Origin of the sequence: Brevibacillus sp. MS2.2 (assembly GCF_013284345.1) — a bacterium.
Classification (GTDB): domain Bacteria; phylum Bacillota; class Bacilli; order Brevibacillales; family Brevibacillaceae; genus Brevibacillus; species Brevibacillus brevis_C.
On the sequence record NZ_JABSUZ010000021.1, the window covers coordinates 1 to 17623 of the forward strand.

Below are 17623 nucleotides of genomic sequence, written 5' to 3' on the forward strand. Positions count from 1 at the left end.
CTTCGCCTTGGCAAGGCGACGCTCTACCAATTGAGCTACGTCCGCATGTTCAAATGAAATTTTTTTGGTGCGGTCGAGAGGACTTGAACCTCCACGGTGTTGCCACCACTAGAACCTGAATCTAGCGCGTCTGCCAATTCCGCCACGACCGCATTTAAAATTCAATCTCTCGTTTTTAAAAACTGGTGAGCCATGAAGGACTCGAACCTTCGACCCTCTGATTAAAAGTCAGATGCTCTACCAACTGAGCTAATGGCTCTCGAAAAATGGCTGGGGTACTAGGATTTGAACCTAGGAATGACGGAGTCAAAGTCCGTTGCCTTACCGCTTGGCTATACCCCAATAGCCATGAAGTAAAGATGGTGGGGAGAGACGGATTCGAACCGCCGAACCCGGAGGGAGCAGATTTACAGTCTGCCGTGTTTAGCCACTTCACTATCTCCCCAAGCTTGTCCTTCAAAAGTAAACCTTATTCAACTTTCAAAGAAAAAGTGGTGCCGGCAATAGGACTTGAACCCACAACCCCCTGATTACAAGTCAGGTGCTCTACCAATTGAGCTATACCGGCGTGTTTTGTATAAATGGTGGCTCGGGACGGAATCGAACCGCCGACACGAGGATTTTCAGTCCTCTGCTCTACCGACTGAGCTACCGAGCCTCAAGCGTAATTGTTTCGCCATCGCTTGAGAAAAATGGCGGAGCTGACGGGACTCGAACCCGCGACCTCCGGTGTGACAGACCGGCGTGAACTCCAACTTCACCACAGCTCCATGTAAAACATTCAGTTGTTAAAAGTGGTGGAGGCTGACGGGATCGAACCGCCGACCCTCTGCTTGTAAGGCAGATGCTCTCCCAGCTGAGCTAAGCCTCCAGGACCCCTGCGATTGCAGGGTGTTTTGCTAGGTGACCCGTAGGGGATTCGAACCCCTGTATGACAGCGTGAAAGGCTGCTGTGTTAAACCGCTTCACCAACGGGCCGTTTCAATGGCTCCTCGGGACGGACTCGAACCGCCGACCGATCGGTTAACAGCCGATTGCTCTACCAACTGAGCTACCGAGGAATAATCATATTTTAGAATGGTGGAGCTGAACGGGATCGAACCGATGACCTCCTGCTTGCAAGGCAGGCGCTCTCCCAACTGAGCTACAGCCCCATTCTAGCGCTTTCATGACTCGGTTGTCACATCAGCTATGTAGGTGGTGGGCCTAGGCTGACTCGAACAGCCGACCTCACGCTTATCAGGCGTGCGCTCTAACCAACTGAGCTATAGGCCCGTGATTACTTCCGGAACTTTAATCTATCACACTTTCAAATTCATTGCAATAGAAAATTTGATTTTTTTTATTGCGTGGGTGAACTTTTTTGTAAAATTCGAGTTTAACAAAAGCACAATCTATTATAAGTCATGTTCATCGTATATTTCAAATGTGTTTTCAGAATTTCATTAAGAAAAAGCTTGCCCGGTAGAGGACAAGCTTTTTCTTCGTTCCAAATTTAAATATCAAGATCGCGTACGTTTGCCGCGTATTGTTCAATAAACTCCCTGCGAGGCTCTACTTCGTCACCCATCAGTGTCTCAAACACCATATCGGCATCCATAGCATCCTCGAGATCAACCTGAAGCAACGTACGGACTTCTGGGTCCATCGTAGTCTCCCACAATTGATCCGCGTTCATCTCACCTAGTCCTTTATAGCGTTGGACGTTAGGTTTCGGTTGAGCCTTCAAGGTAGCGAGCACCTCATCACGCTGCTTGTCGGTATAAGCATAATGCAACGTCTTCCCTTGCTTGATGCTGTAGAGAGGCGGCTGCGCAATATAAATATACCCCGCTTCAATCAACTGTTTCATGTAACGGAAGAAGAACGTCAGCAGAAGCGTACGAATATGTGATCCGTCGACGTCGGCGTCCGTCATAATGACGACTTTGTGGTAGCGTGCTTTTGAAATATCAAAGTCTTCACCAACACCTGTTCCCAAAGCCGTAATAATGGCACGGATCTCGTTGTTGCCGAGAATTTTGTCCAGACGTGCTTTTTCTACGTTCAATACCTTCCCGCGAAGAGGAAGAATAGCTTGGAAATGACGATCGCGTCCCATCTTCGCAGAACCGCCCGCAGAGTCACCCTCTACAATGAACAGTTCAGATTCAGATGCGTCCTTGGAAGAGCAGTCCGCCAGTTTACCCGGCAAAGCACTTACTTCCAGCGCGCTCTTGCGGCGAGTCATTTCACGTGCTTTACGAGCTGCCTCACGGGCACGAGATGCCATGAGCGCTTTTTCCACAACTTTTTTGGCTACACCCGGGTTTTCTTCCATGAAGGTGTTAAAACGGTCACCGAAGACAGACTCGGTAATGCTACGCGCTTCCGAGTTGCCCAGCTTCGTTTTTGTTTGTCCTTCAAACTGAGGCTCTTGAATTTTTACGGAGATAATCGCGGTAATGCCTTCACGCACATCGTCCCCGGAAAGATTCGGATCCTTTTCCTTCAGGAAGTTAAACTTGCGGCTGTAGTCGTTGATAACACGTGTAAGAGCGGTTTTAAATCCGGTTTCGTGAGTACCACCCTCATGCGTGTTGATGTTATTGGCAAAAGAGTAAATGTTGCTCACATAGCTGTCGTTGTACTGAAGGGCAACCTCCACGACAAGACCTTCTTTTTCCCCTTCGCAATAAATCACATCATCATGCAGGGCTTCCCGGTTTTTATTCAAGTGTTCTACGAACTGGATGATACCGCCCTCGTAGTAGAAGGACTCTTCCTTCTGCTGATCTGGACGTGTATCTTTGAGCGTGATACGCAATCCTTTGTTCAGGAACGCCAGCTCGCGAATACGTTTTTGCAAAATATCGTACTCAAATACGGTTGTTTCGGTAAAAATAGTCGGGTCGGGCTTGAAGGTTACTTTTGTTCCCGTTTCATCGGTCTCGCCTACGACAGCAAGATCGGCATTCGGTGCGCCTACAGTAAAGCGCATGTAGTATACCTGATTATTTTGTTTAACCTCGACTTCCATCCATTCGGATAGCGCGTTCACTACCGAGCTACCTACCCCATGAAGACCGCCGGACACTTTGTATCCGCCGCCGCCGAATTTACCACCGGCGTGCAATACAGTCAAAACGGTTTCAACTGTGGATTTCCCGGTCTTTTCATGAATGCCAGTCGGGATTCCTCGACCGTTATCGGTTACAGATACGGAGTTGTCTGGATGAATGACCACCAAGATCTCGTCGCAATAACCGGCCAGCGCCTCGTCAATGGCATTGTCGACAATCTCCCATACCAGGTGATGCAAACCTCGGCTGCTGGTCGACCCGATGTACATGCCGGGACGTTTCCGAACTGCCTCTAACCCTTCCAGTACCTGAATCTGACTCGCATCGTAGTTTGTATCTTTCGTCGTCACTTGATCCACTACTCTGTCAACTCCTCCACTTCAGCTTGTACAAAGGGAAACTGATCCAAGCTGTCCACGAACTGAGCGCGTCGCTTCAGCGTCAGAGAAGAAATAGGTGAACAGTAAATGGCGTTCTGGGTGATTACATAAGACTTCGTTTCTTCCTCACTATGATCAACAACTGTCTTACTTTTTTCAAGCAAGAACGCTTTATTGATTTTTGAGGATTTCACAGTCTGATGATCGAGAATGGAAATGACTTCCTTCGTGCTCACCACAGTATCTCCACCAATGTGAATAAACATCCCTGTACCCCCTACCTTTCTCCGGAGATTTTCCCTTCCCTCACGTAAAAACGAGAGGCTTGCTGGAGAACCTGATGCTTTAAGCCTTCCACACCTGTGGTACTTACAAACGTCTGCACTCGATCCTGGATGGTTTCGAGCAGCAATGTTTGCCGATGTTCATCCAACTCTGACAAGACATCATCCAACAACAGAACGGGGTATTCTCCCACTTCTTCTTTAATCAGCTCAATTTCGGCTAATTTAATGGACAGCGCACTGGTGCGTTGCTGTCCCTGGGAACCATACGTTTGCACATCCATGTTGTTCACTTTAAGTGAAAAATCATCACGGTGTGGCCCAATTAGGGTGCTCCCCCGCATGATTTCCCGGTCGCGAACCTCTTCGTAGGCAGCAAGCATTTTATCTACAGCCTGATCTATCGTCATCTCTTCTGTAACGGGAGATGAGTTAACGTAATGCAAAGAAAGTCTTTCCCTGCCATCGGTAATGCCGGTGTGGATTTCCTGTGCCCACGTCTCCAGCTTCCGAATGAACTCAAAACGCTTACGTAACAATTTTACCGCTAAATCGGCTAATTGGGTATTCCAAATTGCCAGCATTTCCAGCGAGTTACTTTTTTTCATGGCCAAATCCTTTAAAAGCTGATTTCGCTGGGCCAGCACTTTGTTGTAATTGCTCAAATAATAAAGATACGTAGGTGAAACCTGACCGATTTCCATATCGATGAAGCGTCTGCGCTGGGCAGGTGCGCCTTTGACAATGGAAAGATCCTCGGGTGCAAACATGACGACATTCAATGCCCCCACATAAGCGCTCAGCTTCTGCTGTTCCATTCCGTTGATTTTGGCCCGCTTTCCCTTGGTTGTCAACTGCAGCTCTAAACGAACAGAACCGTAGCGACGAAGAACATCGCTACGGATCGTGGCATAATCGGCATCCCAGGAAATAAGCTCCTTGTCGCGGGGCGTTCGGTGGGATTTGGCGAGTGCCAAAACATAGATCGATTCGAGAGCATTCGTTTTCCCTTGAGCGTTGTTGCCAATAAACAACTGGATGGGACCGTCAAACGACAGAGACATCGTTTCGTAGTTGCGATAATTGGTTAGCGACAGGTTCTTGAGAAACAAGAATCACGCTCTCCTCTCAGGGGCGTACCACTTGATAGCGACCATAGCCTTCAATCGCCACTTCATCGCCAGGATATAGCTTGCGTCCACGTCTGTTGTCCAGCTCTCCATTGATCTGGATCGGAACCTCAGCCAAAAAAGCTTTGGCCATTCCCCCCGTGTCAATAATTTCAGCCAGCTTCAAAAATTGGCCGAGAGCAATATAGTCTGTGCTAATGGAAACCTCACGCATGGCTTGGCTCCTTTCTTTTACGTAAAAACAAATTAGTACGTACGAACCGGTAAAATCAAATGGAGCATCCAGTCATGATCGGTCGGACGAATCACAAATGGACTCATCGGGCCGCTAAAGCTCGCTTTGATTTCCGCGCTATCAATTGCTCGCAGCGCATCGATCATGTATTTGGCGTTGAAGGAGATTTTCAATTCTTCGCCATTCATTGCTTTTGGCATCAAAATGTCCGTTACTTTCCCGATCTCAGGTGCATTGGACGTAATTTCGACGGTTCCATCAGGCATCGTAACGAGCTTGACTACGTTCGATTTGCCTTCGCGGCTGAGCAGAGAAGCACGCTCGATGGATTGCAAAAACTCCTTGGTGCTAACGGTGATCTCCGTTTTGCTTCCTTGTGGAATAATTCTGGTCGTGTCCGGATAGGTTCCTTCCAAGAGACGGGAATAGAACAGGATATGCTTGGACTTCACCAAAATTTGATTGTCCGCAACAACGATATCCGCGAGGTTTTGGTCGTCATCTAATATTTTTACCAATTCATTGCAGCTTTTACCCGGAACAACCACGTTATGGAAAGAAAGATCCTCTGGGCATTCGACCATTGCGGTACGGCTAGCCAAGCGATGGCTGTCGGTTGCTACAAAACGCAATTTGCCTTGATCAAGCGACCACATCAAACCGGTCAAGATCGGACGCATTTCGGAAGTGGAAACACCAAAAACAGTCTGGCGAATCATTGCCTTCAGTAAATCACAGGGAACACTGAAGACTTTATCTTCTTCCAGATGCGGCAGTTGTGGATATTCGTTGGCATCCATTCCGTTAATGGTGAACTCAGCTTGTCCGGAACGAATTTTGGTTACGAGACGATCATCAACTTGAATGTCAATTTCATTGCTTGGCAGCTTGCGTACGATTTCGCTGAAAATACGTGCAGTTAATACAATGCTACCAGGTTGATGTACGGTTACTCCCCATTCTCCGGCTTCTTCTAGCGGGATTTGAACTTCAATAGACACATCAGAATCGCTTGCTGTCAGTGTCAAACCTTCATCGTCGGTTTTGATTTTAATCCCGGTCAAAATTGGAATCGTAGTTCTGCTAGAAACTGCTTTGCTAACATGCGATACGGCATTCGACAGCTTTTCACGCTGAACGGTAATATGCATCGACGTGAGCCTCCCTCTCCGGCGCCATTATTTTTGTTTGGAATCTGCATAATGGCTGCGCCTTTATCATAACTTATTAGGATAAATCTTTTTAACAGAAGTAGTAATAGGGCCTGTGGATTTGTGGATATGTGGGTCCATTACGTAAAAGAGAGCCTATACACATGTGGGTAAGTTGTGTATAGGCTTTTTGCGTTATGCACAGGTTTAATGGTTTGCTTTTAACTTTTCAATGAGCGATTGAATGGTTGTTTGCATATGAGGGTCATTTGCCAGCGCACGAGAGATTTTCTCATGGGCATGGATGACTGTCGTATGGTCACGGCCGCCAAATTCATCACCGATCTTCGGCAAGGAGGCATCCGTCAGCTCTCTGGAGAGATACATCGCAATCTGACGTGGGAAAGCGACGGTTTTTGTCCGTTTTTTCGCCTTGAAATCCTCTAGTTTCAGGCTGAACGCTTCTCCGACCGTTCGTTGGATGTCCATAATAGTAATCACGCGTGGGCGGGAGGAAGGAATGATGTCTTTCAGTGCTTCCGCTGCCAACTGCGTGTCGATATCGCGATTAATCAAGGAGGAGTAAGCAACGACACGAATCAGTGCGCCTTCCAGCTCGCGGATGTTGCTGTCGATCTGGTTGGCGATGTACGCCATTACCTCATTAGGGATATCGAGATTTTCTGCTTTCGCCTTTTTGCGCAAAATCGCAATCCGCGTTTCGAGGTCTGGCGGCTGAATATCAGTAATCAGTCCCCATTCGAAGCGTGAGCGGAGGCGATCCTCCAGTGTCGGGATCTCCTTAGGAGGTCGATCGGAGGAGATGATGATTTGTTTGCTTTCTTCATGCAAGGCATTGAACGTATGGAAAAACTCTTCTTGTGTCGATTCCTTGCCTGCCAAAAACTGAATGTCATCAATTAAAAGAACGTCAACACTCCGGTATTTATTGCGGAATTCGACGGCTTTGTTGTCACGAATAGAGTTGATGAATTCATTGGTAAATTTCTCAGACGACAAATAGACCACTTTCGCCGATGGGTTGTGTTGAATGACATAATGGCCAATTGCATGCATTAAGTGGGTTTTGCCAAGTCCGACTCCTCCGTAAATGAAGAGGGGATTGTAAGCTTTTGCAGGAGCTTCAGCAACCGCAAGCGATGCGGCGTGAGCGAATCGATTCCCTGAGCCGATGACAAACGTGTCAAAGGTGTATTTGGGATTTAAGATACTGGGTGGCTGGTCGTCCGCGACTGTTGGCGGTTCGCTCATTTTCACCCGTGGGGCAGGTTGTTCGTCCGCAAAAGCCGCATCAGGATTTTGCATCGCGACGAACTTTACTTTCATATTGATACCCGTCACTTCATATAGTGTATCGGTAATCAGTTGTGCGTACCTGGTTTCTAGCCAATCACGAGCAAAGTCGTTTGGTGCGACGACGATCAGTGCATCCTCTTCTAATGTAGTTGCCTTTGTCGCCTTCAGCCAGGTATCAAAACTGGGTTTGCTTAGCGATTTTTCTATCTTGGCGAGTACTTTGCGCCATAGTTCGCTAATCGCTGCATCCAACCAGAATCCCTCCCTCTGGACCATCCGAAAAATTGATGAAACACCGATCCATAATGATCGAGAAAAAGTGCAAAAACCTGCTATGTTGTGACTCAATTGTCAACACAGCCTTTTGGAGCGACTGTGGATAAAAAAAGTCGAAATATAGGGATTCCGCTCGTAGAAGTGAAAAAAAGCAGACGGTTATCCTCAATCCTGTGAGTAACGACATACACATAGGAAAGAATCTGTCCACAAACTTATCCACACCCTGTGGAAAAACCGATTTACGTATCGGAGTTATTCACGCTTCAAAACAAAAACATAATAACAGATATAAGGCATGGTATCAATGGTTTTTTCATACTTATCCACAAACACAACTTCTGGTACTTACCACATATTCACATCCCTATATTTTGTGTACAAGCTGTAGATAAACTTGTCGAAACCTGTTTTTGTGGATAAAATGATATCCACAGGTCTGGGAAATAGTTTTATGGGGATATTTGCCTTGGTAATGAATTTCCACTGTCACTTGACTTTTTAGGCATATGTTCTTATAATGCAAAAGAATGTCTTTGCAAGACGGAGGTGTATACGTAATGAAACCATCTTTCAATCCTAACAACCGCAAGCGCAAAAAGGATCATGGATTCCGTAAGCGCATGAGCACAAAAAATGGCCGTAAAATTTTGGCTGCTCGTCGTCAAAGAGGTAGAAAAGTTCTTTCCGCTTAGGCCACACTTTCAGTGGCCTTTTTGTTTGTCTACATGTGTCTGAAAATTCTTTGTTCTTATAAGAAGAGGAAGGCTTTCTCTGATGTGGGAACCTTTTGAGGGGTAATCGTTACCTAGCTACCGAAAATCCTACTATTTTATTGAAGAGACAGGAGGAGGGCGATGAAACAAAGCAAGGACTTCACCGACTTTTTTGTATCGTTGGCGCGCGAGTTTCTGGATGAATGGCCTCTCGCCAGCCTGGTATGTGCCTATGCTGGTGGATCTGTCGGGAGGGGAGAAGCGGACGCATATAGCGACCTCGATTTACACATCTTTGTGGAGGGAGAAGGTGATCCTTCCTGCGAAAATCGTCTGTTTAAAGGGCATGTGATACAGTTGCAGGTCCAATCTGCTCCTACAGATGAAGAAGTATACGAGAATCCGTGGGCATGGCGTTACTTAAAGGAAGCGAAGGTTGTGCTGGACCCAGGGGATCGTTTCACTTCCTGGATGAACAACATGTGCGTCTATATGGATTCCCCGGCTGGAAAAGCGAAAATGTTTGCACAGGCAAAAGCGGAGGTAGATTCGTTCCACGAAGAGGCGCAGGCTGCCTTAATGGAAGGCTTTCCTTACTCCGCTTATTTGGCTGCTTGGGCAGGATGGATCGGGGCGCTGCAAATGAGTGCTGTCTTCCAGGGACATTCATTGAGTGATGCACAGTTGTATCAGTTGGTTCAGACAGCAAGACGTTCAGATGGTATGGGTGGCTTTTTTCAGGAGACATACTTGCGTAATCAAGATGTACAGGATGCGCTCATGCTATTGACGGACTATCGGGCTCACCTACGGTCAATAAATGAGGGGATCGAGTTTGCTCTGGCGACTGAAAATGATTGGTTAGTAAAGAGGAAGGTTCAGAGATTGCAGGAGAGAAATCAGCTTGATATGGCCGGGTTTTTATTATTTTCAGAGGCGATCTGGTTATATCATAGCGTGGATTCTGATGAATGGCTGGAGAATCATTGGGCAGATCTGCCTGCCAAGCTTTCCTTGTCTCTTCCCAAATTGGGCTTTTTCCAAGCGGATGAGCAATTGCTCTCTGACCTGCGCTATGTCAGTGCAGAAATCATCGCGGAGCTCGGATAATCGCATGCATTTTTTCCACTGAATTTTTGATTTTGTTCTAAACCGAGTATACTTAGGGAAAAAAGTGGACGAAACAAGGATATACTGGTAGATGCTGTGTACGTTTTCTACTATAATTGTGATGTTAGGGGTTGTTTACCTTGCATCGTTCACACCGGCTCAAAAAAAATGAGCAATTCCAAGCTGTGTTTCAACGAGGAAGTTCTGCTGCTAATAAGCAGTTTGTCTTGTATTCAGCAAAGCAAGAGGGACAAGCGGCTTTTCGCGCTGGAATTTCCGTCAGTAAAAAAATTGGCAATGCTGTTGTCCGCAATAGAGTCAAGCGGCTTATACGCGAAGCAGTAGCTCGAATGGAGTCTGATATTCCAGTCGGTCTCGATCTCGTCATCATCGCCCGTCCGGGTGTGGAAGCGATGACGCTTGAAGCCATTGAGCAATCTCTGTTACATGTGATGAAGCGAGCCAAAGTGATCAAACAGGCACCCGTACATAATGGAAAAAGAGATGGAAAAAGAGGGTGAAACGATGATGGTGAAGATCATGGTTTGGTTGATTCGGGGATACCAACTGATGATTTCTCCGTATAAACCACCTTCATGCAGATTCGCGCCCACCTGCTCTCACTATGCAATCGAGTCGATTCGTCGATTTGGAGCGTGGAGGGGAGGATGGTTGGCCCTTCGCCGCATCTTGAAATGCCATCCGTTCCACCCGGGCGGGTATGATCCAGTCCCGGATCAGCACAAATAAGATTACCTCAATTGAAGCGGGGAAAAGGAGGATCACCCTTGAGTAGACGTACACTCAGCATTCTTATGCTGACTATGCTGGTTCTAGTTTTGTCGGGCTGTAACCCCCAAGCTGCTGCACCAATTGGCCCTGACGCAACCGGCATTTGGGACAAGTATTTTGTCTATCCACTGTCCTGGCTAATTAAAGAGAGCGCATTGATACTCGGAAACAACTATGGTCTGGGTATCCTGATTGCAACGATCATCATTCGAATCATTGTGCTTCCATTGATGGTCAAGCAAATCAAGAGCTCCAAGAAAATGCAAGAGATTCAACCGGAGATGCAAAAGATCCGTGACAAGTACAAAAATGATCCACAAAAAGCGCAAGCGGAAACGATGGCTTTGTTCCAGAAGAGCGGTGTCAATCCGTTGGCTGGATGCTTGCCAATGTTGGTACAAATGCCGATTTTGATCGCGTTCTACCATGCGATCATTCGTACGACCGAGATTAACTCGCAAACGTTCTTGTGGCTGACGTTGGGACAAAAGGACCCGTACTACATCTTGCCAATCATTGCTGCGATTACGACGTACCTGCAATCCAAGATGATGGGTCAGGCAACACAAGGAAATCCACAAATGCAAATGATGATCATCATGATGCCGCTGATGATTTTGGCGATTGCCGTTACATTGCCATCAGCGCTGTCTCTGTACTGGGTATACGGTAACCTGTTTACTATTGTACAAACTTACTTCCTGTATCGTGATAAAGGTAATATGCCTACTCCTAAGGGGGGAGCCTCCAAGTGAAAAAGGTGGTAGCTACGGCAAAAACGATCGACGATGCTGTGCAAAAAGCTTTGCTGGAATTGGGAGTGCCGCGTGAGCGGGCAACGATCCAAGTTCTAGAGGAACCAAGCAGAGGATTGTTTGGACTGATTGGGGCAAAGGACGCTAAAGTGCAAGTAGAATTTCACTTTGATCCGGTTGCACAGGGACGTGACTTTCTTCAAGACGTTTTGTCGAACATGAAGGTGAATGCCAAAGTGGAGACGCGTACAAATGAAGAGGGCATGCTGTTTGACATCCAGGGAACCAATCTGGGAATCATTATTGGCCGCAGGGGACAAACTCTTGATTCATTACAGTATCTCGTAAACGTCGTAGCGAACCGTCATGCGGACAAACATGTACGTATCACTCTGGATGCCGAAAATTACAGGCTTCGTCGCAAGGAAACATTGGAGCAGCTCGCAGATCGGGTGGCGAAAAAAGCGTTATCGACCAAACGGGATGTACGTCTGGAACCAATGTCTGCTGCGGAACGGAAAGTAATCCACGCCTTTTTACAAAAGAGAGCAGATGTGGTTACCTTCAGTGAAGGAGACGAGCCAAATCGTTATATCGTGATTGCACCGAAAGAAGCCTCTCGCTAGGCTTCTTTTTTTTGCCTGAATTCAAGTGAGCAAGCGACGACATTTTGAACAATCTCTTCAAAAAGTTGTCCACTGTGGATAATTGACCAAATGGTTGAGGATTTGCGAAAATGATTATACTGTGGATAACCAAAATGGACAGCAACCTTGGAGATAGGGTTGCTTTTTCCTATTAGGTGTTTAGTCAGACGGATTGGCTGCACTTTCTTTTGGAATTTTTCTAGACGATCTGTTATGCTAGTAAGTTAGTGGCTGACTTGTAAGAGTGGAAAGCTTGAGGTGAACAGCATGAAATTCGATACAATAGCGGCGGTCGCTACACCGATGGGTGAAGGCGGTATTGCCGTGATCCGAGTAAGCGGTACGGAAGCGATCGAAGTTGTGGATAAGATATATAAAGGAAAGCAGCGGTTGTCCACTGTGGATAGCCATACGATCCATTATGGGCACTTGTATGAGCCAAACACAGGTGAACGAGTGGAAGAGGTACTGGTTTCCGTAATGAAGGCTCCCCGTACTTTTACGAGGGAGGATGTAGTTGAGGTAAACTGTCACGGAGGAATCGTTTCCGTTGAAAAGGTTCTGGAGTTAATCTTGGATAATGGAGCAAGATTGGCGGAGCCAGGTGAGTTCACAAAGCGTGCGTTCTTAAACGGACGTGTCGATTTGTCTCAAGCCGAGGCCGTCATTGATTTGATCCGGGCGAAAACAGACAGAGCGATGAAGGTCGCATTGAATCAAGTAGAAGGGAAGCTGTCCAGGCTCATTCGGCAGTTACGACAAAACTTGATTGAAGCGATGGCCCATATAGAAGTAACATTGGACTATCCAGAGCATGACGTTGAGGAGTTTACACAAAATTTCTTGCGAGGAAAGTGCCTGGAGGTTAAAGGTGAAATCCAACGACTGTTGCAGACCGCACAGCAAGGGAAAATTTTGCGTGAAGGCTTGTCGACCGCGATTATTGGACGTCCGAATGTAGGGAAATCCTCTCTACTAAATAGTCTGGTCCAAGAGGAAAAGGCGATTGTGACTGACGTTGCGGGAACGACACGCGATGTCATCGAAGAGTATGTCAATGTGCGCGGGGTTCCTTTGCGACTCATCGATACCGCAGGAATTCGCGATACAGAGGACATCGTGGAGAAAATCGGGGTAGAGAAGTCCAGACAGCTGCTGCAAAAGGCTGACCTCGTGTTGCTCGTGATCAATTACAATGAGCCTCTCTCCGCTGATGATTATGCGATTTTTGAGGCGGCAAAAGGGTTTCATGTGATTGTGATTGTTAATAAATTCGACTTGCCGCAAAAAGTGGATTTGGAAGAGATCAAGCGTCATTTCCCTCAGCAGCCGTTGATTATGACGTCTGCGCGTGAGGAAACGGGGATCGATCTTCTGGAGCAGGCTATTGGGGAGATTTTCTTCAGTGGCCGTGTGCAGCAGGATGACCTGACCTACGTGAGTAACGCGAGACATATTCAACTGCTTCGTCAGGCAGAACGAGCCATAGATGAAGCGCTTGGTGGAATCGATGATTTAATGCCAGTAGACATGATTCAGATCGACATTAAAAAGTCGTGGGAGCTGCTTGGAGAAGTCATCGGAGAAAGCGTCGGCGAAGATTTGATTGACCAGATTTTCTCCCAGTTCTGTCTGGGTAAGTGATTAGGAGGACAAAAAATGAACGTTGTACCTGCATATGAAGCTGGCTCGTTTGACGTCATTGTCATTGGTGCGGGTCATGCCGGTGCGGAAGCGGCTTTGGCGGCTGCACGTATGGGCTGCAGTACATTACTGTTGACGATCAACCTGGATGCTGTGGCGTACATGCCATGTAATCCTTCCGTAGGTGGTCCGGCAAAAGGCCACGTCGTACGCGAATTGGACGCGCTCGGTGGAGAAATGGGACGCAATACCGATAAAACTCATATCCAGATGCGTATGCTGAATACAGGTAAAGGACCTGCTGTTCATGCTTTACGCGCACAAGCAGACAAATTTGCGTATCAGCATGAAATGAAGAAAACGATTGAAAATACTCCGAATTTGATCCTGCGTCAAGCGATGGTGGAAGAGCTGATCGTAAACGATGGGGTCTGTGAAGGGGTTATTACGCAAACTGGTGCGCGATACATGGCTAAATCCGTTGTATTGACGACCGGAACCTATTTGCGCGGAAAGATCATCCTCGGAGATCTCCAATACGAAAGTGGACCGAACAACATGCGCCCGTCCATTCGTCTGGCACATCATTTGAAGGAACTCGGTTTTGAAATGACACGCTTCAAGACAGGGACGCCTCCACGTGTTCATAGCAGCAGCGTGGATTTCTCCAAAATGGAGATTCAGCCTGGTGATCCGGTACCGCGTGCTTTTTCTTATGAAACAACGGAATTTATTATGGACCAGCTTCCTTGCTGGCTGACCTATACAAATGAAGAAACGCATGGACTCATCAATAGCAATCTGCATCGTGCACCTATGTATTCGGGAATGATCGAAGGAACGGGCCCGCGTTATTGCCCTTCGATTGAAGATAAGGTAGTTCGTTTTAATGATAAGCCGCGTCACCAAATTTTCTTGGAGCCAGAAGGACGCAATACCGAAGAAATGTATGTACAAGGCTTGTCGACCAGCTTGCCGGAGGATGTTCAGCTTTCCATGCTGCGCTCCATGGCTGGAATGGAAGAAGTCAAAATGATGCGCCCTGGCTATGCGATTGAGTATGATTCGATCGTGCCGACGCAGCTCTGGCCTTCTTTGGAAACCAAAACCTTGCCGGGCTTGTTCACAGCAGGACAAATCAATGGTACCTCTGGTTATGAGGAAGCTGCGGGTCAAGGTCTCATGGCAGGAATTAACGCAGCACGCCGCGTCCAAGGGAAACCACCCGTTATTTTGGGACGAGAAGAGGCGTACATCGGTGTCTTGATTGACGACCTTGTTACTAAAGGAACGCATGAGCCTTATCGTTTGCTTACTTCTCGTGCAGAATATCGGTTGCTGCTGCGTCATGACAATGCGGACTTGCGCCTGACGGATATCGGCCATGAAATTGGTCTGATTAGCGAAGAGCGCTACAATCGATTTAATCAAAAACGCGAGCTGATCGAGCAAGAAAAAGAACGTGTGGCAAACACACGCGTACGTCCTGAAATGGCACATGTCCAAGAGGTTTTGCGCAACGCAGGCTCTCCTGAACTGACAGATGTCATCGAGCTGGCTCAACTGCTGCGTCGTCCGGAAATCAACTACAGCCACATTGCTCAAATGGTCCCTGCACCAGAAGCACTGCCAGAGGATGTGACCGAACAGGTTGAAATCCAGATTAAATACGATGGCTACATCAAAAAGTCATTGCAACAAGTAGAGCGGATGAAAAAAATGGAGGAGCGCCGCATCCCAACGGATATTGACTACCACCAAATCTCCGGTTTGTCCAAGGAATCCCGCGACAATATGACCAAAATTCGTCCGTTGAATATCGGGCAGGCGGCTCGTATCGCAGGAGTTACTCCAGCAGACATTTCCGTGTTGATGGTATATTTGGAGTACAAACGCGTGGGAGTAGCCGAGTAAGGAGAAAAGCTATGACGAAAGAACAGTTTGCCGAGGTACTTGCAGCCCAGGGGATTTCTTTGACGGATCGTCAAAAGGATCAGTTTGATCATTTTTTCCGCCTGCTAGTCGAATGGAATGAGAAAATGAATCTAACGGGAATTACCGAAGAGGGGCAAGTGTACAACAAGCATTTTTATGATTCGATTACGCCAGCTTTTTACTTCCCATTTGACCAGGTGCAATCAGTTGTAGATATCGGTGGGGGCGCAGGCTTTCCGAGCATTCCTTTGAAAATTTGCTTCCCACATCTGAAAATGACGATCATTGATTCCCTGAACAAGCGTATGAGTTTTTTGCAGCATGTAGCACAGGAGCTGGGTCTGGAGAACGTGAATCCCGTACATGGGCGTGCTGAGGATCGTGGGCAAGAAGCGGTTTATCGGGAGAAATTTGATCTCGTAGTGGCACGTGCTGTTGCGAGACTCAATCTGTTATCGGAGTTCTGCCTTCCTTTTGCCAAAGTTGGAGGACACTTCGTCGCTCTCAAGGGAGCGGAGATTACTCCAGAGCTTGCAGAAGCGAAAAAGGCAATCAAGACGCTTGGTGGAAAGACGAGAAAGGTCGAGACATTCCAGCTTCTAGAGGAAGCGGGAGAGCGTAACATCGTCATCATGGAAAAAATAGAAGCGACTCCGAAAAGTTATCCGCGCAAGGCAGGAGTTCCTGCGAAAAAGCCATTAGTGTAGGAGTCAGTCATAAGAGAGGGTCGTAGCCACGTGCTGCGGCCTTTTTTTGTTTTGAAAGTAGTCTCTCAGGTTAGCTTCTTGGATCATGGAGTCTACAACTTGGCATATACATAGTACTAGCTCCTTCGAAAGAATGACATCGTATGAGAGGGTGATTAGACTATGCAAGCAGCAGTACTTTCGTCCTTTTTTTCGCCAGAACTCCCGACCATATTGCTTCAGCTCTTTCTTGCTTTTCTAGCAGGTGCCATCATGGGATGGGAGCGAGAGAGATTTATAAAGGATGTGAGTAGGCAAAGAGGTGCTGGTTTTCGAACGTATAGTCTCGTTTGCTTTGGTTCGTGTCTTTTTGGACTAGCTTCCATTTAACGTGAAAGAAAGTTTAAACTTTTTGGAGCGCATAACAAGGTACCTCAGCGTCCGCATCTGGCATAACCTCGGTAAAACTTTCCACAAAAACGCGGTCGCTCCTCCATGAATAGACTTCGATAGGAGTTTTTATATGGTTTTTCTTCGAGTGGCGTAAATCATGATCCTGGGAGGGTAGCTGCACAAGTCGTGACGGGCGTGGGATTTTTGGGAGCCGGAACTATTATCAAATTCAATGGTACGGTGAAAGGCTTGACGACAGCAGCAGGGATGTGGGTTGCTTCAGCCATTGGTCTAATGTTTAGTGCAGGGATGTATGTCGCTGCGATCGTTGCCGCGATTTTTTCGTACCTGACATTAGACTTTCATAGACTTTTTCCTCGATTGTTTTCTGTCACCAAGATTTCACATCCTACTGATGAGAGTATCGGAAGTGATGAGAGGCCAAAGCACCGTGACGATCGCGATTTTTATGTCGAAGATCATGATTGATGTTTCACGTGAAACGTTTTTCGTTAGCAGGAATTGGACGAATCTTGCAGAATTACATATATATAAATGAACCTGAAGAAAGCGTGTAGGGAAAGAAGATTAGGTCAAAGGCAATTTTACAAACCGACCGGATGGGCAAGAAGAGTCTGTTAAGCAGTATGTACGATAGGGCTTGTGAAGCTTTTTTAAAAGTAGACGCATGCTGTCTTTAACGATGTAAGAGGAGGACCTATGTAAAAAGAGTAGGACTGAACTCACTTACGACGCCAATATGCCATTTTTCCTTAGCAGCAACAATCAAAGAACATATTCAATCTGTCATATCCGGACAATGGATGGGCGAGGGATACAAAATGTTTCGAGGGAGATTCTGTCGTTGATTGGACAGGACCTTTTTCAGTTTCTAGGACGTATTCAAAAAGTTGTCTTTTCAGCACCAAGAAGGCGGCGAGAAGCTGAAGAAGGAGGAGCGGAATGTAGAGGAGCTACATGAGCACTGGGATTTCCAAGGTGAACACTTTCGTTGTTGCGCAATCTTTCAGGATTACTTCGTGATCAAAAATGACTTTTTGAACACCTCTTCAAAGACTTTAAAATAGCACGGATGGAACGGGTAGAAGT

At 46.9% G+C, this 17623-nt stretch carries 17 protein-coding genes and 12 tRNA genes; 11 read left to right on the plus strand and 18 right to left on the minus strand.

Annotated features, from left to right (window positions below):
• Positions 1 to 65: 65 nt before the first annotated feature.
• The 18 genes from HP568_RS18485 to dnaA all read right to left on the minus strand — a co-directional run bounded on the left by HP568_RS18485 (position 66) and on the right by dnaA (position 7811).
• A tRNA-Leu gene (locus HP568_RS18485) sits at positions 66 to 152 on the minus strand.
• 31 nt (positions 153 to 183) lie between these two features.
• A tRNA-Lys gene (locus HP568_RS18490) sits at positions 184 to 259 on the minus strand.
• An 8-nt stretch (positions 260 to 267) separates the two neighbouring features.
• Positions 268 to 342 (minus strand) — tRNA-Gln (locus tag HP568_RS18495).
• A gap of 18 nt (positions 343 to 360) precedes the next feature.
• Positions 361 to 445, minus strand: a tRNA-Tyr gene (locus HP568_RS18500).
• A 47-nt stretch (positions 446 to 492) separates the two neighbouring features.
• A tRNA-Thr gene (locus tag HP568_RS18505) sits at positions 493 to 568 on the minus strand.
• Between the two features lie 14 nt (positions 569 to 582).
• Positions 583 to 658 (minus strand) — tRNA-Phe (locus HP568_RS18510).
• Between the two features lie 35 nt (positions 659 to 693).
• Positions 694 to 770, minus strand: a tRNA-Asp gene (locus HP568_RS18515).
• A gap of 25 nt (positions 771 to 795) precedes the next feature.
• Positions 796 to 871, minus strand: a tRNA-Val gene (locus HP568_RS18520).
• Between the two features lie 33 nt (positions 872 to 904).
• A tRNA-Glu gene (locus HP568_RS18525) sits at positions 905 to 978 on the minus strand.
• 7 nt (positions 979 to 985) lie between these two features.
• Positions 986 to 1061 (minus strand) — tRNA-Asn (locus tag HP568_RS18530).
• A 17-nt stretch (positions 1062 to 1078) separates the two neighbouring features.
• Positions 1079 to 1154, minus strand: a tRNA-Ala gene (locus HP568_RS18535).
• 44 nt (positions 1155 to 1198) lie between these two features.
• Positions 1199 to 1275: transfer RNA gene (locus HP568_RS18540), tRNA-Ile, on the minus strand.
• A 220-nt stretch (positions 1276 to 1495) separates the two neighbouring features.
• Positions 1496 to 3421, minus strand: coding sequence for a DNA topoisomerase (ATP-hydrolyzing) subunit B (gyrB, locus tag HP568_RS18545; protein WP_048035488.1), 1926 nt, complete (start codon positions 3419 to 3421; stop codon positions 1496 to 1498).
• The gene (gene remB, locus HP568_RS18550) at positions 3421 to 3708 is read right to left on the minus strand and encodes an extracellular matrix regulator RemB (protein ID WP_007720118.1); all 288 of its coding nucleotides are present in this window, start codon (positions 3706 to 3708) and stop codon (positions 3421 to 3423) included. Before remB ends, gyrB begins: the two co-directional genes overlap by 1 nt.
• A gap of 11 nt (positions 3709 to 3719) precedes the next feature.
• Entirely contained in the window at positions 3720 to 4838 is a 1119-nt protein-coding gene (gene recF, locus HP568_RS18555; protein WP_012683787.1) for a DNA replication/repair protein RecF, read from the minus strand.
• 16 nt (positions 4839 to 4854) lie between these two features.
• On the minus strand, positions 4855 to 5070 hold the full coding sequence (gene yaaA, locus HP568_RS18560) for a S4 domain-containing protein YaaA (protein WP_012683786.1): 216 nt from the start codon (positions 5068 to 5070) through the stop codon (positions 4855 to 4857).
• A 32-nt stretch (positions 5071 to 5102) separates the two neighbouring features.
• Entirely contained in the window at positions 5103 to 6242 is a 1140-nt protein-coding gene (gene dnaN, locus HP568_RS18565) for a DNA polymerase III subunit beta (protein WP_048035487.1), read from the minus strand.
• A gap of 207 nt (positions 6243 to 6449) precedes the next feature.
• Positions 6450 to 7811 (minus strand): chromosomal replication initiator protein DnaA, encoded by a 1362-nt coding sequence (gene dnaA / locus HP568_RS18570; protein WP_017246844.1) that lies wholly within the window; start codon positions 7809 to 7811, stop codon positions 6450 to 6452.
• Positions 7812 to 8395: 584 nt separating this feature from the next.
• On the opposite strand from dnaA, the gene rpmH reads away from it, so the two are divergent.
• From rpmH to HP568_RS18625, 11 genes are all read left to right on the plus strand, one after another.
• A complete protein-coding gene (rpmH, locus tag HP568_RS18575; RefSeq protein ID WP_007720125.1) occupies positions 8396 to 8530 on the plus strand; it encodes a 50S ribosomal protein L34 in 135 nt (44 codons plus the stop codon).
• 162 nt (positions 8531 to 8692) lie between these two features.
• Complete coding sequence (locus tag HP568_RS18580) at positions 8693 to 9661, plus strand: nucleotidyltransferase family protein (RefSeq protein WP_173629887.1); 969 nt, start codon at positions 8693 to 8695, stop codon at positions 9659 to 9661.
• 140 nt (positions 9662 to 9801) lie between these two features.
• Positions 9802 to 10182, plus strand: a complete 381-nt coding sequence (gene rnpA / locus HP568_RS18585) for a ribonuclease P protein component (protein ID WP_015894104.1) — start codon at positions 9802 to 9804, stop codon at positions 10180 to 10182.
• Positions 10183 to 10186: 4 nt separating this feature from the next.
• Complete coding sequence (yidD, locus tag HP568_RS18590; RefSeq protein ID WP_205669431.1) at positions 10187 to 10411, plus strand: membrane protein insertion efficiency factor YidD; 225 nt, start codon at positions 10187 to 10189, stop codon at positions 10409 to 10411.
• A gap of 38 nt (positions 10412 to 10449) precedes the next feature.
• Complete coding sequence (gene yidC / locus HP568_RS18595; RefSeq protein WP_048035485.1) at positions 10450 to 11208, plus strand: membrane protein insertase YidC; 759 nt, start codon at positions 10450 to 10452, stop codon at positions 11206 to 11208.
• Complete coding sequence (gene jag, locus HP568_RS18600) at positions 11205 to 11834, plus strand: RNA-binding cell elongation regulator Jag/EloR (RefSeq protein ID WP_007720132.1); 630 nt, start codon at positions 11205 to 11207, stop codon at positions 11832 to 11834. Before yidC ends, jag begins: the two co-directional genes overlap by 4 nt.
• Positions 11835 to 12122: 288 nt before the next feature.
• Positions 12123 to 13499 (plus strand): tRNA uridine-5-carboxymethylaminomethyl(34) synthesis GTPase MnmE, encoded by a 1377-nt coding sequence (mnmE, locus tag HP568_RS18605; protein WP_047070294.1) that lies wholly within the window; start codon positions 12123 to 12125, stop codon positions 13497 to 13499.
• A gap of 15 nt (positions 13500 to 13514) precedes the next feature.
• Positions 13515 to 15413, plus strand: a complete 1899-nt coding sequence (gene mnmG, locus HP568_RS18610) for a tRNA uridine-5-carboxymethylaminomethyl(34) synthesis enzyme MnmG (RefSeq protein ID WP_048035484.1) — start codon at positions 13515 to 13517, stop codon at positions 15411 to 15413.
• Between the two features lie 11 nt (positions 15414 to 15424).
• Complete coding sequence (gene rsmG, locus HP568_RS18615; protein WP_048035483.1) at positions 15425 to 16141, plus strand: 16S rRNA (guanine(527)-N(7))-methyltransferase RsmG; 717 nt, start codon at positions 15425 to 15427, stop codon at positions 16139 to 16141.
• A 162-nt stretch (positions 16142 to 16303) separates the two neighbouring features.
• A complete protein-coding gene (locus tag HP568_RS30070; RefSeq protein ID WP_256434944.1) occupies positions 16304 to 16510 on the plus strand; it encodes an MgtC/SapB family protein in 207 nt (68 codons plus the stop codon).
• A 189-nt stretch (positions 16511 to 16699) separates the two neighbouring features.
• Positions 16700 to 17002, plus strand: coding sequence for an MgtC/SapB family protein (locus tag HP568_RS18625; protein ID WP_235617585.1), 303 nt, complete (start codon positions 16700 to 16702; stop codon positions 17000 to 17002).
• The last annotated feature ends 621 nt before the right edge of the window (positions 17003 to 17623 follow it).